Origin of the sequence: Fervidicella metallireducens AeB, from assembly GCF_000601455.1 — a bacterium.
Taxonomy (GTDB): Bacteria; Bacillota; Clostridia; order Clostridiales; family Caloramatoraceae; genus Fervidicella; species Fervidicella metallireducens.
Genome location: NZ_AZQP01000049.1, coordinates 1 through 14,928, shown reverse-complemented (window position 1 = coordinate 14,928; position 14,928 = coordinate 1). Strand labels below are relative to the sequence as shown.

13 protein-coding genes, 5 tRNA genes and 1 other annotated feature are annotated in these 14,928 nt (G+C 31.0%); of the genes, 13 read left to right on the top strand and 5 right to left on the bottom strand.

Annotated elements, in window-relative coordinates; genetic code table 11:
* The 4 genes from Q428_RS11980 to Q428_RS11965 all read left to right on the top strand — a co-directional run.
* The coding region (locus Q428_RS11980) for a sensor histidine kinase (protein ID WP_035381263.1) at nucleotides 1-283 on the top strand (283 nt) is incomplete at its 5' end.
* 11 nt (nucleotides 284-294) lie between these two features.
* On the top strand, nucleotides 295-1,188 hold the full coding sequence (locus Q428_RS11975; RefSeq protein ID WP_035381261.1) for a GerMN domain-containing protein: 894 nt from the start codon (nucleotides 295-297) through the stop codon (nucleotides 1,186-1,188).
* 56 nt (nucleotides 1,189-1,244) lie between these two features.
* On the top strand, nucleotides 1,245-1,766 hold the full coding sequence (locus Q428_RS11970; RefSeq protein WP_035381259.1) for a transcription repressor NadR: 522 nt from the start codon (nucleotides 1,245-1,247) through the stop codon (nucleotides 1,764-1,766).
* 1 nt (nucleotide 1,767) lies between these two features.
* Nucleotides 1,768-4,452: a UPF0182 family membrane protein gene (locus Q428_RS11965; RefSeq protein WP_035381257.1), complete on the top strand. Its 2,685-nt coding sequence runs from the start codon at nucleotides 1,768-1,770 to the stop codon at nucleotides 4,450-4,452.
* A gap of 49 nt (nucleotides 4,453-4,501) precedes the next feature.
* On the opposite strand, the gene Q428_RS11960 is transcribed toward Q428_RS11965, so the two are convergent.
* Nucleotides 4,502-5,374 carry a DMT family transporter gene (locus Q428_RS11960; protein WP_035381255.1) on the bottom strand — a complete coding sequence of 291 codons (873 nt, stop codon included), beginning with the start codon at nucleotides 5,372-5,374 and terminating at the stop codon, nucleotides 4,502-4,504.
* A gap of 130 nt (nucleotides 5,375-5,504) precedes the next feature.
* Nucleotides 5,505-5,681 carry a hypothetical protein gene (locus tag Q428_RS15665; protein ID WP_169734722.1) on the bottom strand — a complete coding sequence of 59 codons (177 nt, stop codon included), beginning with the start codon at nucleotides 5,679-5,681 and terminating at the stop codon, nucleotides 5,505-5,507.
* 106 nt (nucleotides 5,682-5,787) lie between these two features.
* Between Q428_RS15665 and Q428_RS11955 the strand changes: the two genes are divergently transcribed.
* The 8 genes from Q428_RS11955 to Q428_RS11920 all read left to right on the top strand — a co-directional run bounded on the left by Q428_RS11955 (nucleotide 5,788) and on the right by Q428_RS11920 (nucleotide 10,701).
* Nucleotides 5,788-6,738: a polysaccharide deacetylase family protein gene (locus tag Q428_RS11955; protein ID WP_051515155.1), complete on the top strand. Its 951-nt coding sequence runs from the start codon at nucleotides 5,788-5,790 to the stop codon at nucleotides 6,736-6,738.
* Between the two features lie 52 nt (nucleotides 6,739-6,790).
* Nucleotides 6,791-7,005, top strand: a binding site (T-box leader).
* Nucleotides 7,006-7,139: 134 nt separating this feature from the next.
* The gene (serS, locus tag Q428_RS11950; RefSeq protein ID WP_035381253.1) at nucleotides 7,140-8,423 is read left to right on the top strand and encodes a serine--tRNA ligase; all 1,284 of its coding nucleotides are present in this window, start codon (nucleotides 7,140-7,142) and stop codon (nucleotides 8,421-8,423) included.
* Nucleotides 8,424-8,493: 70 nt separating this feature from the next.
* Nucleotides 8,494-8,584: transfer RNA gene (locus tag Q428_RS11945), tRNA-Ser, on the top strand.
* 30 nt (nucleotides 8,585-8,614) lie between these two features.
* Nucleotides 8,615-8,706 (top strand) — tRNA-Ser (locus Q428_RS11940).
* 86 nt (nucleotides 8,707-8,792) lie between these two features.
* Nucleotides 8,793-8,883: transfer RNA gene (locus tag Q428_RS11935), tRNA-Ser, on the top strand.
* 30 nt (nucleotides 8,884-8,913) lie between these two features.
* A tRNA-Ser gene (locus Q428_RS11930) sits at nucleotides 8,914-9,005 on the top strand.
* Between the two features lie 38 nt (nucleotides 9,006-9,043).
* A tRNA-Arg gene (locus tag Q428_RS11925) sits at nucleotides 9,044-9,120 on the top strand.
* A 714-nt stretch (nucleotides 9,121-9,834) separates the two neighbouring features.
* Nucleotides 9,835-10,701 carry a DegV family protein gene (locus tag Q428_RS11920; protein ID WP_035381251.1) on the top strand — a complete coding sequence of 289 codons (867 nt, stop codon included), beginning with the start codon at nucleotides 9,835-9,837 and terminating at the stop codon, nucleotides 10,699-10,701.
* A gap of 85 nt (nucleotides 10,702-10,786) precedes the next feature.
* Here the strand turns inward: Q428_RS11920 and fba are convergent, their stop codons facing one another.
* The 3 genes from fba to Q428_RS11905 form a co-directional block, all read right to left on the bottom strand.
* Entirely contained in the window at nucleotides 10,787-11,650 is an 864-nt protein-coding gene (gene fba / locus Q428_RS11915; RefSeq protein WP_035381249.1) for a class II fructose-1,6-bisphosphate aldolase, read from the bottom strand.
* A gap of 163 nt (nucleotides 11,651-11,813) precedes the next feature.
* Nucleotides 11,814-12,413: a zinc dependent phospholipase C family protein gene (locus Q428_RS11910; RefSeq protein WP_084478340.1), complete on the bottom strand. Its 600-nt coding sequence runs from the start codon at nucleotides 12,411-12,413 to the stop codon at nucleotides 11,814-11,816.
* Between the two features lie 29 nt (nucleotides 12,414-12,442).
* A complete protein-coding gene (locus Q428_RS11905) occupies nucleotides 12,443-13,288 on the bottom strand; it encodes a histidinol-phosphatase HisJ family protein (protein ID WP_035381246.1) in 846 nt (281 codons plus the stop codon).
* 407 nt (nucleotides 13,289-13,695) lie between these two features.
* On the opposite strand from Q428_RS11905, the gene Q428_RS11900 reads away from it, so the two are divergent.
* A complete protein-coding gene (locus tag Q428_RS11900; RefSeq protein ID WP_051515154.1) occupies nucleotides 13,696-14,784 on the top strand; it encodes a diguanylate cyclase in 1,089 nt (362 codons plus the stop codon).
* Nucleotides 14,785-14,928: the final 144 nt, after the last annotated feature.

Here is a 14,928-nt window from a genome sequence, read left to right as displayed (position 1 = left end):
AAATGAAAATAGTTTTATAGATATATGGACGGAAAGGGATACATGCATAAAGATATATGTAAAAGATACAGGAGTTGGAATACCACAGGATGAAATAAATAAAATATTTGAAAGGTTTTATAGGGTTGATAAAACAAGAGCCAGAAAAACTGGTGGAAGCGGTCTTGGGCTTTCAATAGCAATGGAGATAATAAAACGTCATAACGGGGAGATAGATGTTAAAAGTAAAGTGGGGGAAGGCAGCTTGTTTATTATAACTCTTCCTTATAAATATAATTCATAGGGAGTGTTTATATGAAAAAACAGGGTATGTTTTTGCTTTTTTCACTTGCGTTGCTAGCTATAGTTTTTTCTGCTTTTTACAATAAAATAGAACTTAAAAAACAGACAGTTTATAATGTTTTAGAAGGAATTACCCAAAGGGTGACAAAATCACAGGAAAAAACAGATATAATATTGTATTTTCCAGGTAATGATTTTAATTTATTAAAGGCAGAGGATAGGTTAATAGATGATAACGACTCTATTGAAAAATCAATAGTAAATGAAATAATAAAAGGGCCTTTGAAAGAGGGAAAAAGTCAGATAGTCTCTTCAAAAACAAAGGTTATAAAAATAAAAAGGCAAGGGAATACGTTAACTTTGAATTTAACAAAGGATTTTTTAAACCCAATTTACTCAAATTCTGGAGAAGATTATTTAAAAATTTATTCAATCGTAAATTCATTAACTGAACTCCCAGGAATACAATATATTGATTTATATGTTGAAAATAAACACATTAGTAAATTTACAGGATATGAAGATTATAAAGGATTATTATCAAGAAACAGAAAAATAATTGAAAAGAAGAAATATTTGAATCCAATGGAAGTTTTAAAGGAACAAATGAAACTTGAAACACAACAAAAATGGCTTGAGGCATATATGTTGATGTCGGACGACTGCTTAAATGGTAATCGTTTGTATTTTGATGAATATGTAAAACAGAATAAAGAAATAATGGATTCAGGCTTCATAAATGAAGATTATGAAATTGGTGGATATACAATTAAAAAAGACAAGGCATATGTTGATGTTTATTTTTATACATATGAAGGCGGTCAGAGATGCCTTCTTAAAAAACTAAAATTAGGATGTATAAAAATAGATGATAGCTGGATGGTAGATTGGGTTCAACCTGAATAAGGGCATATGCCCTTTTTTATAATTAACAGATATGATTCAGTAAAAGGAGGGATATAGTGAAGGGAAATGAGAGAAGAGATGCCATACTTACAATATTGAAAAATAGTAACAGACCTGTAAAGGGAGGGGAATTATCTTCCAGTCTAAAGGTTAGCAGACAAGTAATTGTTCAGGATATAGCTTTGTTAAGAGCAGAGGGAAAAGATATAGTAGCAACGCCACAAGGTTATGTTATATTAGGTGGACTGAGTACTAGTGTAAAAAAAGTTATTGCAGTAAGGCATGATGAGAATCAACTGGAGGATGAACTAAAAACAGTTGTAGCCCTCGGGGGAAGAGTTATTGATGTTACAATTGAGCATAAAATATATGGAGAAATAACAGGAAAGCTTATGATAAAATCTTTTTTTGATGTTGAAGAATTTATGTTAAAAGTTAAGAATAATGATTCTAAACCTTTATCATATCTAACAGGAGGGATACATCTACACACAATTGAGGCAGACAATAGTGAAATAATGGATAGGATATTAAATACTTTAAAAGAAAAGGGATATTTAATAAGCGAGGAGGCTTAATATGAGGAAGATAATATCCACTACCATAGGGATTATTATAGCCATAGGTTTTATTATATCTATGCTGTCAGGGTTTATTATTAATCTTCAATGGTTTAATGAAGTGGGGTATATAAACGTTTTTCTTACAGAATTAAATTATAAAATAATAATATTTATTCCTATGTTGATAATAATATTTTTAATTTTGAATCTATATATAAGATTTCTCAAAAAGAATATCATGAGAATTAATAGTGTTATTTATGATAAAAATATGATTAAGAAACAAAATAAAATAATAATGTTAGTGTCAATATTATTGTCATTTATTCTTTCACTTCTTTTCGCAAACTCCTTTTGGTACAAGATTCTGGAGTTTTATAACGGTGAGAACTTTAACATAAAGGATCCAATATTCAAATTGGATGCAGGTTTTTTTATATTTAAACTACCACTGATAGAATCAATAATAAGCATATTAACTACCCTTATAGTCTTACTTATAATAGCCACATTCGTCGTATACATATATGAAAAGGCAAGTCAAGGCATAGATAATATAAGGGGATTTAGAAGTTTTGGAGAAAGTCCGCTTTTAAGATTTATAATGAAACAGTTTGCAATTTTTGGAGCAATGCTTTTAATATTATTTTCAGCTATATTCTATATAAGAACACTTAATCTTGTCTATTCACCAAGGGGTGTTGCTTTTGGAGCAAGTTATACAGATATACATGTGACATTACCTATGTATCGAATAATATCTGTATTATGCTTGATTGCAGCAGTTGTTGTTGCAATTGCTCTAATAAGAAAAAAAATAAAGGTAATTTTATTTACAGCTGTATTTATGGTTCTTGTTATAGTTATAGAGGGGCTTGCATCAGGTATTGTAGAAAAATTCATAGTAGCACCAAATGCAAAGGAAAAGGAGCTTCCATATTTAACTCAAAACATAGAATTTACTCGAAAAGCCTTTGGGTTAGATAAGATTATAGAAAGAGAGTTTCAGGTGTCAGATAACATTACAGAAAAGGATATAACATCAAACAAGGATACGATAGATAACATAAGAATAAATGAGTTTTCACAATCAATGGATGTATTTAACCAAATTCAGGCAGTAAGAAACTATTATAGATTTGTTGATGTTGATATAGATAGATACAAAATAGATGGCAAACTCAGACAGGTATTTATATCAGCAAGGGAACTTGATCTTTCAAATCTTGAACCTAAATATCAAACATGGCAAAATAAACACTTGTTTTTTACCCATGGATATGGAGCTGTTATGTCATATACGAATAAGGTCAATTCGGCAGGACTACCTGAGTTCATTTTAAAAGATATTCCTGCACAGGGTGATATTATAAAACTTGATAAACCTCAAATATACTTTGGAGAGCTTAATAATGATTATATAATTGTTAATGCAAAGGCTAATGAAATAGATTATCCATATGGAAGCGAAAATAAGGAAAACAGGTATGATGGTAAAGCAGGTATAAAATTATCACTTTTAAATAGGTTTTTATGTGCCATTAATCAAGGAAGTGCAAATTTCTTATTATCAAACGATGTTACTTCAGAAAGTAGAATAGTCCTTTACAGAAATGTTGTAGATAGAATAAAAAAAATAACACCTTTTATAAATTATGATACAGATCCATATTTAGTGATTTCTAATGGTAAACTTTACTGGATAGTTGATGGATATACAACTACAAACAGATATCCATACTCTGAACCAGTAGGCAACATAAATTATATTAGAAACTCAGTAAAAGCCGTTGTTGATGCCTATGATGGTACAGTTGACTTCTATGTGTCAGATGAAGATGATGCGATTTTAAAAACCATAGGTAAAATATATAAGGGATTACTAAAAAATATAAATGATATGCCACAAGACTTAAGAAGTCATTTAAGATATTCAGAGGATGTTTTCTTAACTCAGGCAAAGGTATATGAGAAGTATCATATGAAAAATCCAAGTATATTTTATAACAATGAGGATTTATGGAGCGTTCCTAGATTAAAAGGGGCTGATCAAAAGGAAGTTGAAGCAGAAGCAGTATATCAGGTTATGAGAATTCCAGGAGAGACTAAAGAAGAGCTTTTACTTACAATTCCCTTTACAGTTGCAAAAAGGGAAAACATGGTTTCATGGCTTGCCGTTGGAATGGACGAAAAGGGATTTACAAATATGACATTAATAAAATTCCCAAAGGACAAGACTGTTTATGGTCCACAGCAGATAAATTCTAAACTGAATACAGATACTGCTATATCTAAGGAATTGTCATTACTAAACCAGAGGGGATCACAGGTTATTCTAGGTCAAATAAACATTATACCTATTAAAAATTCCTTGATATATGTAAGACCTTTGTATCTCAAGGCAGAAAGTGGTAAAAGTTTGCCAGAACTTAAAAAGGTAATTGTGAGCTATAGTGATAAAGTTGTAATGGAAGACAATGTGGAGAATGCGTTAATTAAGCTTTTCAACATAAAGGGTGCACAGACACCAGCAGAAGGAGTAAATGAACAGGTAATTACAGTAGAAGAACTGGTAAAAAAAGCAGCTGAGATGTTTAACAAGGCAAAATCTGCACAGACAAGTGGAGACTGGGCAGCCTATGGACAATATTTAAAGGAATTAGAAAATATATTAAATATTTTACAGGAAAAATCAAAGTAAATATGAAAGGCTTAGGTCTATGACCTAAGCCTTTAGAGTTATAAATAAACTACCTAGTTTTAACATTCTTTATCAAAGTTACATAAGCCCCAAATAAAATCAGCAAAATACCTGTTAAGGTATTTAAAGGAATAGACTCTTTAAGAATAATAAAGCTTAGAAGTGGAGCAAGTGCAGGTTTAATAAAAAAAACAATTGAAGCTGTTGAGGCTGAAGTTTCTTTAATTGCAGAGAAATAAAACAAATATCCAAGACCAGTTACAACAACACCAAGATAAACAAGCTGAAATATATTTCCTAAATTAATTCCCTTAAAGACAGGTATTTTAAATATCAGCATAATAAATAAAAGCATGAAAACCCCAATTAAAAAAGTAAAACTATTAAGTATGGTACCACCATATTTTTCAATTCGAAGCTTACCAACAACAGTGTAAAGGGAAAAAGTTAATGCCGATAATACAGCTAAGATTATTCCAACATAATCTGGGCTAATATTAAATGGATTAAAAATTAATACTATACCACCAAGACTGAGAAAGAGAGAAAATATCATATTTTTATCTATTTTTTCCTTTAAAATCAAGTGGGCAAATGGTATTGTAAATATTGGATTAGTACTGAATATAACTGCAACAGTTGATGCTTTTGTGTACAGAACAGCAAGTTGAAAGAAAGTCATAGAAATTATTATAGATAAAAATGCCAACATAGACAAAAACAAAAAATCTTCTTTTTTCAATGATATTTTTTTCGCCTTCATATCCTTTAGTGCAAAGGGTAATAAAATTAACCCACCTATAAGGAATCTAATAAAAGTTAATTGAAATGGATTTAACTCTGATGAAATCATTTTTGACACAAGTTCCATAGTGCTAAAAATAAATGCAGACAAAATAATGTAAAGATAACCCTTTGTCATAGATAACCCCCCTTTAGTCAAACCTACACACTAATTGTATAACTTTAAATGGTAAATTTAAAGGGGATAAAAATATAACTGCATGGGAAACAAATTATTAAAAATAGAATATTATAATTGTATAAGGGATTTATTTTTGAATTGTACTGGCGATTTCATCTAGTTCTTGAGCTTTTTTAAGAAATTCAGTCCTGGTTATTATATTTTTTTCAATTAACAATTCTATCAGGCTGGTGATTGCCAATGTATTTTTATAATCCATCTCTTTTAAATTGGATATTTGATATAAAATATCTACTTCACCCATATTATCCCTCCCTTAATAATTATGGACAAGTTTGTGGTAAAGTATACATATTATAGATAAAAATTTTATAATTCAAATATTTATTTTCATAGATTGGAGATAAATTATGAAAGAAATTAGTGTAATTCTAAAAAACATAATAATCAGGGACATAGTGCACATTGCTCTATGTCTGTTTATGGCTCAAACAGGTTTTATATCTATATATATTTGCAAATTTATAATCCCATTAATTATCCTGATAGATATTATTTATTTATATGTATCAAAACGAATTACTCAGGATAGTGAAACATACAAAAAAAGATTAGGTATGTTGTGTCTATCTATATTTGTTTATTCATCTATTATGACAGGATTCACATATAATACAAATCTGAAACAAAGTATACCAGTATTAACTTATCATAGGGTCAATTATGAAACTATAAATACATCAGTGCCTACATTGACGCCTGAAGAATTTGATAAACAAATGAGTTATTTAAAAAAACATGGCTATAATACAATAACTGCAGAGGATTTATATAAATACTATAATAATAAAAAAGTTCAACTTCCGAAGAAAAGCATTTTGATAACCTTTGATGATGGTTGGAAAGATAATTATGAAAATGCTTATCCAATTTTAAAGAAATATAATTATAAGGCTACTATATTTTTAGCAACGGGTAAAATAGGTACTGAAAATTTTATGACATGGGATAATATTAGGGAGATGCAAGATTATGGAATTAGTTTTGGAGGACATACAGTAAATCATGTAAATTTAAAAAAATTAACAAAAGATGAGGCATATACTGAAATCAAAAATAGCTATGATGATATTGTTACAAATTTAAAAATACAGCCCATTTCCTTTTGTTATCCTTATGGAGGGGGGGATCTATATCCATCTATACAGAGGCTGGTGAAAGAAGCGGGATTTAGTATGGCTTTTGGGAGTCATAATTATGGAATAAACTCAAAAAATACAAACAATTATGCAATAAGAAGAATACTAATGCCAAGATACAGGATTCTCCATAAAATAGAGCTTATTTTTCTTGTATGGTAAAAAATATTGTTGCAATCTTTTGAATATGTGATATAATTGTAAATAATAAAAATTTAAACTGCTGAAAAGGATTAGTAAATATTAATGAGGCTTCAGAGAGCTGGCGGTTGGTGCAAGTCAGTGCTGATTGATATTGAATCCACCTTGGAGGGTTTGCGATGAGCAAAACGGTTGCGGCCGTTATACCGCAGAAAGAGAACCATAATTCTTTAAAAAGATATGGTTAATTTGGGTGGCAACGCGGAAGATAAGTCTTTCGTCCCTGTTTAGGGATGAAGGGCTTTTTATTTTTGCTATAAAACCAGCTGAATAAAAAACAAAACAATTAAGTAGATTATTAATTGACTGAGTTAAAATTTAAATAATAAAATAACAAAAATAACATATAAGGAGGAAGAAATATGTTAGATATCAGAAGAATTCGAAACAACCCACAAGAAATAAAAGATGCTATGTTAAGCAGAAGTGCAGATTTTGACATTACACTTATTGACAAGGTAATTGAACTAGATGAAAGAAGAAGAGAAATATTATCAGAAGTTGAAGTTTTAAAGAATAAGAGGAACACAACTTCACAGGAAATTCCGAAATTAAAGAAAGAAGGAAAAAATGTAGAACCAATAATGGAGGAAATGAGGGTTCTAGGAGACAAAATAAAAGATTTTGATGCTGAACTTACAAAGGTAGAAGAGGAGTTAGAAGCAACTATTCTAAGGATACCAAATGTTCCAAGTAAAAACGTACCAAAGGGACAAAGTGATGCAGATAACCTAGAAGTTAGAAAATGGGGAGAACCAACAAAGTTTGACTTTGAAGCTAAGGCTCATTGGGATATAGGAACAAACCTTGACATTCTCGACTTTGAAATGGCTGGTAAAGTTACAGGAGCTAGATTTACTTTCTATAAGGGGTTAGGTGCTAGACTTGAAAGGGCATGTATTAATTTTATGCTGGATTTACATACTTCAAAGCATGGATATACAGAAGTTCTACCACCACAAATAGTAAATAGAAGAAGTATGACAGGAACAGGACAGCTTCCAAAATTTGCAGAAGACATGTTTAAATTAGAAGGATTGGAATATTGGCTAATACCTACAGCAGAAGTTCCAGTGACAAACATGTATAGAGATGATATACTAGATGCATCACAGCTTCCAATAAAGAACACTGCATTTACAGCATGTTTCCGTGCAGAAGCAGGTTCAGCAGGAAGAGATACAAGAGGTCTTATAAGACAGCATCAATTTAATAAAGTTGAGCTTGTTAAGTTTGCAGATCCTGAAAAGTCATATGAAGAACTAGAATCATTAACAAATGATGCAGAAATGGTTCTTAAGACATTAGGATTACCATACAGAGTAGTTAAATTATGTACAGGAGATATAGGTTTCAGCTCAGCAATGACATATGATCTTGAAGTTTGGATGCCAAGCTACGGTAGATATGTTGAAATATCAAGCTGCTCAAACTTTGAAGATTTCCAGGCTAGAAGAGCTAACCTTAAGTTCAGAAGAGGACCTAAGGAAAAAGCAGAATATCTTCATACATTAAACGGATCAGGTGTTGCAGTAGGAAGAACAGTTGCAGCTATATTAGAAAACTATCAACAAGCAGATGGAAGTGTAATAATACCAGAGGCATTAAGACCATATATGGGTGGAATAGAAAGAATTACTAAGTAATACAAAAATATTTCGGACATTTATGTTGACATAAAAGTATATGGCTGTTATAATAATAAATGTCCGATACGGAGAGATGGTCGAGTTGGTTTAAGGCACCGGTCTTGAAAACCGGCGTAGGGGTGACTCTACCGTGGGTTCGAATCCCACTCTCTCCGCCATATAAATTTTTTAATGCAAGTAAGCAACATGGAGATGTACTCAAGTTGGCCGAAGAGGCGCCCCTGCTAAGGGTGTAGGTCGTGAAAGCGGCGCGAGGGTTCAAATCCCTCCATCTCCGCCATATTAGCCACACGAAGTGTGGCTTTTTACTTCCGATATAAGGATTAACACGATTATTAATACTTCAAAAATATAATACATTTACATGGAGAGATGGTCGAGTTGGTTTAAGGCACCGGTCTTGAAAACCGGCGTAGGGGTGACTCTACCGTGGGTTCGAATCCCACTCTCTCCGCCATATAAAATTTTTAATGTAAGTAAGCAACATGGAGATGTACTCAAGTTGGCCGAAGAGGCGCCCCTGCTAAGGGTGTAGGTCGTGAAAGCGGCGCGAGGGTTCAAATCCCTCCATCTCCGCCATTATACATTTTACTTACAGTAAGATGAAAAATTAATATGCGTCCGTAGCTCAGTTGGATAGAGTAGCTGGCTACGAACCAGTTGGTCGGGGGTTCGAGTCCCTCCGGGCGCACCAAAGAAAGCCTTGAAATTAGATTTTTCAAGGCTTTTTTACATGATACATATTCTGCTATTTATAATTTTTATTAATCCATTTATTTGCATCATATCAAATATATCTCTTGTCATTTTTATTCCTCCAGTGTGTTTTTCACCCATTCATTAACAAACATCATCTGTGTTCTTCTAAATGGTTCCATATCCATGTATATCTTTAATGTCAAATGAGATGTTATACATTAAGTTAAACAATCCTTATATGTCCCTTTGTACTGGATTTAGGGAAAATGCATTATTTAAAAATAGAATCTTATTTATTGATATTGGAAAAGTTAAATTTATTAGGTTATAATTGAAGGTATAATCAAAAAAATTTTTATCCAATGTAAAAGTATGATTTTATGTAAAAGGTTATCAGATTAAAAACTTTACACCTTGAGAAATTAAGTCTTGTTAAAGAGGATAGAATAATAACTGAAGTTGATAAAACTATAATGGACAGAGCACAATTAAGACTTAAAAATTCACTTGTTGAATTAGATAATGAGTATTTTCTAAAGAATGATGATATTAATAAGTCTGTTTTAAGATAATTAAATAATGAAAAGAGTAAAGAAAATATTAATTATTTTGTTAATAATTTATACAATGACGACTTTGCGGAGGAGCAAGAAATTTATAATAAGGATTAAACTATAAGTCATATGGCTGCCAAAAAGGAGGAAGAAATATGGAAACGGTAATAATAATGGATTCCTGTACAGATTTACCATTGTCTTACGTGGAGGCTAACAAAATACCAACTCTCAGTCTTACTTGTTTACTTAAAGGAAAAGAATATCCTGATGATCTTGGAAAGACTTTATCCCATAAGGATTTTTATCAAATCGTCAGGAACGGCGAGATGCCCACAACATCCCAGGTAAATGCTTATCAGTTTGTGGAAGAATTTAAAAAACACCTTGAACTGGGAAGGTCCATAATATATATTGGTTTTTCAACAGCTTTAAGTGGTACTGTAAATAGTGCTGAAACAGCAAAGAAACTTGTTTTAGAGGAGTATAAAGATGCGGATATAACTATAATTGACAGTAAAAGTGCATCCCTTGGTTATGGTTTAATAGTATATTATGCATATGAAATGCTAAAAAATGGAGCAACAAAAGAAGAAATAGTGGATTGGGTTGAGAACAATAAATTGAAGATGAATCATTGGTTTACTGTTGAAGATCTTTTTCATCTTCACAGGGGTGGCAGAGTTTCAAAGACAGCGGCATTATTAGGTACAGTCCTTGATATAAAACCGGTTCTGCATGTAGATAACCAAGGTAGGTTAATTCCAGTGACAAAGGTTAAGGGAAGAAAAAAATCAATTAGAACATTAGCTGAAAAGCTTAAAGAAAGGATAGTTAATCCTGAGGAGCAGGTTATTGCTATTAGTCATGGAGACTGTATAGAGGATGTTGAGTTTTTAAGGGAAATGATACAAAAAGATATAAAGGTTAAGGATATAATAGTAAATTTTGTTGGACCAGTTATAGGTGCACATTCTGGACCTGGAACAGTGGCATTATTTTTTATGGGAAATGATAGATAATCAATACCGCAATACAATAAGTTATAAAGAATCTGGTTGTTATTAAAAACTATTGGCTGATGCTTGAGCATCAGCCAATAGTACATTAAGCTTTATTTATTGATCCAAAGAGTTCCATTTTTTCCTTAACAGTTGCCTTTATTGCTTCAAAGCCAGGTGCAAGTAATTTACGAGGATCAAAGCCCTTGCCTTCTAAATCTTTTTCGGATTCTATGTATTTACGTGTAGCCGCTGCAAAGGCTAGCTGGCATTCTGTGTTAACGTTTATTTTTGCAACTCCAAGAGATATAGCCCTTTTTATCATATCTTCAGGAATTCCTGTTCCACCGTGTAAAACTAAAGGCATATCACCTGTTGCATCTTTTATAGCTTCCAAAGTTTCAAAGCTTAAACCCTTCCAATTAGCTGGATACTTTCCATGTATGTTTCCAATACCAGCTGCAAGCATCGTTACTCCTAATTCAGCTATTGCCTTACATTCTGATGGATCAGCAAGCTCTCCAGCACCTACAACACCATCTTCCTCTCCGCCAATAGAGCCAACTTCTGCTTCTACTGAAATTCCCTTTTCTGAAGCTATTCTTATAATTTCCTTGGTTTTTTCAATATTTTCTTCAATGGGATAATGGGAACCATCAAACATAACTGAAGAGAAACCAGCTTCAATAACCTTTAATACCCCTTCATAACTGCCATGATCCAGGTGAAGAGCAACAGGAACAGTGATATTAAGATCACGAATCAATCCATTTACCATTCCTACTACTGTGTTATATCCGCCCATATACTTTCCTGCACCTTCAGATACACCAAGGATAACCGGTGACTTATTTTCCTCAGCTGTTAATAGGATGGCTTTTGTCCATTCCAAGTTGTTGATATTAAATTGACCAACAGCATATCTTTCTTTTTTAGCTTTTTTTAGCATTTCTTTTGCTGAAACTAACATATCTCATATCCTCCATGATTTAATATAATATGACGGGAAAAACAATTATATCTTTAGTTTACTCCCGTTAATAAATATTATAATTGCAAGTTGTTAAAAGATAAACAAAGATTTTAAATTATTAAAAAAGTTTTGATTTTTGAGAGGATATAAGACTTATCAATTAAGCACTGCAGGAGAATTTATAGGAATTGCAATGTGATATTATTGCATGACTAATAATAAGACAAGTTTCAATGGAATAAATTACATCATTCTCTATTTTATGATCAAGGTAATTATATTCATCTATTTTGTAATTTATATATTCCTCAATTTGCCCAAGGGAGTGTAAATTTTGCCAAACATTAAGATTGGATGTTGTATCAATAATATCTTTAAATTCAAATTTAAAGAAACGATTATCCAACATATATTCGTAGGCTAGATGAAGAGGCAGGAAGTTATATTTTTTTCTATTATGGGCATAACAAAAATAATCAGCTAAATAATGAAGAATAATACCTAAGTTAACAGAAAAAATTTTTAAGTTTGATTTTTCTTGAGGTAAACCTTGAGAAATAAGTCTATTTATTAATTTTAAAACAAAATTAAATGAGTATTTTTTAAAATGCAGTATCAGCATAAAATTAGGTGAAATATCAGGTAATTCGCAGCCATATAATACACCTTCTCTATCAAGTTTTATGTTTAACTTCTCCTCAATTACATCACAGACAATATTACCAATGATTTTATGAGAGGATATTAACATCTTTATCATTCCTTTACATTTTATTGGTTATTAAAAAGTTATACTATCTGTTTTGAGTTTATATAGTAGCTTGTGTTGGTATTTATCTTTATCCATTCTGGGCGCCTTTTATTAAAAACAGTTAAGTATTTAAACCCTGCATATTCTGCATTTTCAATGGCGATTTTCAAATCCTTACCTACGTGTTCAACATAGTGAGAATCGGAACCAATGGTCAATATTTCCCCACCCAGATCACGATAAAGTTTTAATACATCTATACCTGGCATAGTTTCACGAGGGGATTGTCTTATGCCAGAAGTGTTTATTTCAATACCCTTACCATTTAAAACAATTAATTTAAGAACTTCTCTCAATAACTCATGCTGAAGGCTTAAGGTTACTCTTTCTTTATAATGATTACAGCTGTAGCGTTTTATCAAATCCAGATGACCAATGCAGTCAAAGCTGTCACAAGTTAAGAGCTTTTTCAAATTATTCAAATATATAGAACAGATATCTTCTAAGGTGTATTTACTATAATCAATTTCAGAAAAATCTGTTGAGTCAGGGAGTTTGTGAAGGGAGCCTATTATATAATCTAACTGATTGCATTGAAGCAATTTTTTAACAATATCTGGATACATATGAGGCTGGCCTAATTCGATTCCAGATTTAATCTTTAATTTACCTTTATATAGTTCATTAGCATGAGATATTTCAGATAAATAACCTATTATATTGAAGTCCATGTAATTGTCGTCAAGGGAAGATAACTCAAAATGATCTGTAATTGCAATCTCCTTCAGTCCTGATTTTATAGCTTGATCACATATTTCATTTATGCTATTGTGTCCATCAATGGAGTAGGTAGTATGAATATGATAATCATATAAATAGTTCATGATATGCCTCCTGATTTTTAAATTAATTTTACACTTTAATGCTATCAGAGCTGTTTTATAATTCTATTATGATAATGTAAATTTAAGATTAAGTCTAATAATGAGATTATGGCTGAAATTGAAGGATAATAGTAAGATAAATACAAAATAAAAAAATTAGAAGATGATATGTCCATTTAATTACAATTTGTTTATAAAAATCTCACTGGAATATTTCATGTGTTCAAATAAGTAATAAAATACCAAAAATATTGGTTAAATTTTCATATAATGTCGAAAATAGTGGATTTTGTTGTAAAAATTTGATAGAATAAGTAATGTTTATTACAAAATTTAAAACAATAGTCGTATACTAAAGAATATCAATTATTCTGGTATTTAAAAAACTTCACATGGGAGCGAATAAAATGTATATGGTAAAAGATTTATTTATTAACACCTGCATTTGTGTAACAATGCTTTTCATAGCTAGTCAGATTTTAAAGCTTACTGCAATGGGAAGTTCAATCCACATAAGTAAAAAAATAATTACTGGAGTCATGTCAGGGATACTTGGTATAATCCTGATGTTTTTTTCAGTCAGGGTTACTCCAAAAGCAATAATAGATTTAAGACATTTATCTATTATTGTGAGTTCTGTTTATTTAGGTGGGACATCAACCTTTATAGGTGGGATTATAATTGCTTTATTCAGAGTTTTATATTATGGTATAAGCAGGCAGTCTTTAATTGTAGGTACAATTACTATGCTTGCCACAATAGGATCAATTTTTATTGGAAAATTCAGAGTTCCTAAAAAGCTTAAATGGATATTATTGTTTTTTTACAACACATGCATTTTCAGTGTATCAATTTATTTTGCAATGGAAAGAATCAGTGAAGTGAAAATTATTTTAGTTTATTATTGGATTGGCTCAATTATTTCAAGTTTTATAATTTACTATTATTCACAATACCTATATGATACACATAGCATCATAAAGATATTAAAAGAAGAAGCAACAACTGACTTTTTAACTGGATTAAATAACACAAGAAGCTTCGATATTGTTTTTAATAATGTTACAAATAGAGCAAAAGAAAATCAAGAGTATCTGGCGGTACTTATGATAGATATAGATTTTTTTAAAAAGGTAAATGATACCTATGGACATTCATCAGGAGATTTAGTTTTGAAGGAATTAGGAGAAATTCTTGACAATTCAATTGGGGAATATGATTTTGTAGCCAGAGTAGGAGGTGAAGAATTCTGTATTCTTCTTAGGGATTGTAATAGAGAAAAGGCGTATTACATAGCAGAAAAAATAAGAAAAGAAGTACAGAAGCATATATTCAGGGTAAAGAACGGAACAAAAATTAAAATTACAGTATCAATTGGAATAGCTGTTTATCCTGACTGCTGCACCGATACAGAACAATTAAAGGAAATAGCAGATAACCAGTTATATATAGCTAAACATACAGGCAGAAATAAGGTTTGTGTACAAGCAAAATAATGCAAATTGTAATTAATCAATATATCTTTCCCAAAGGGGGATGAAACAGCTAAATAAATTTTATAAAAATTTATAAATCTCTATATACAATTTATAAAATTTATAGCATTATTGTATATAGAGAGGTGATTTAAATGAAATACT

Coding starts and splice junctions, on each gene's coding strand:
- Q428_RS11975 (WP_035381261.1), top strand. CDS start 295: ATGAAAAAACAGGGTATGTTTTTGCTTTTTTCACTTGCGTTGCTAGCT.
- Q428_RS11965 (WP_035381257.1), top strand. CDS start 1,768: ATGAGGAAGATAATATCCACTACCATAGGGATTATTATAGCCATAGGT.
- Q428_RS11960 (WP_035381255.1), bottom strand. CDS start 5,374: ATGACAAAGGGTTATCTTTACATTATTTTGTCTGCATTTATTTTTAGC.
- Q428_RS15665 (WP_169734722.1), bottom strand. CDS start 5,681: ATGGGTGAAGTAGATATTTTATATCAAATATCCAATTTAAAAGAGATG.
- Q428_RS11955 (WP_051515155.1), top strand. CDS start 5,788: ATGAAAGAAATTAGTGTAATTCTAAAAAACATAATAATCAGGGACATA.
- serS (WP_035381253.1), top strand. CDS start 7,140: ATGTTAGATATCAGAAGAATTCGAAACAACCCACAAGAAATAAAAGAT.
- Q428_RS11920 (WP_035381251.1), top strand. CDS start 9,835: ATGGAAACGGTAATAATAATGGATTCCTGTACAGATTTACCATTGTCT.
- fba (WP_035381249.1), bottom strand. CDS start 11,650: ATGTTAGTTTCAGCAAAAGAAATGCTAAAAAAAGCTAAAAAAGAAAGA.
- Q428_RS11910 (WP_084478340.1), bottom strand. CDS start 12,413: ATGATAAAGATGTTAATATCCTCTCATAAAATCATTGGTAATATTGTC.
- Q428_RS11905 (WP_035381246.1), bottom strand. CDS start 13,288: ATGAACTATTTATATGATTATCATATTCATACTACCTACTCCATTGAT.
- Q428_RS11900 (WP_051515154.1), top strand. CDS start 13,696: ATGTATATGGTAAAAGATTTATTTATTAACACCTGCATTTGTGTAACA.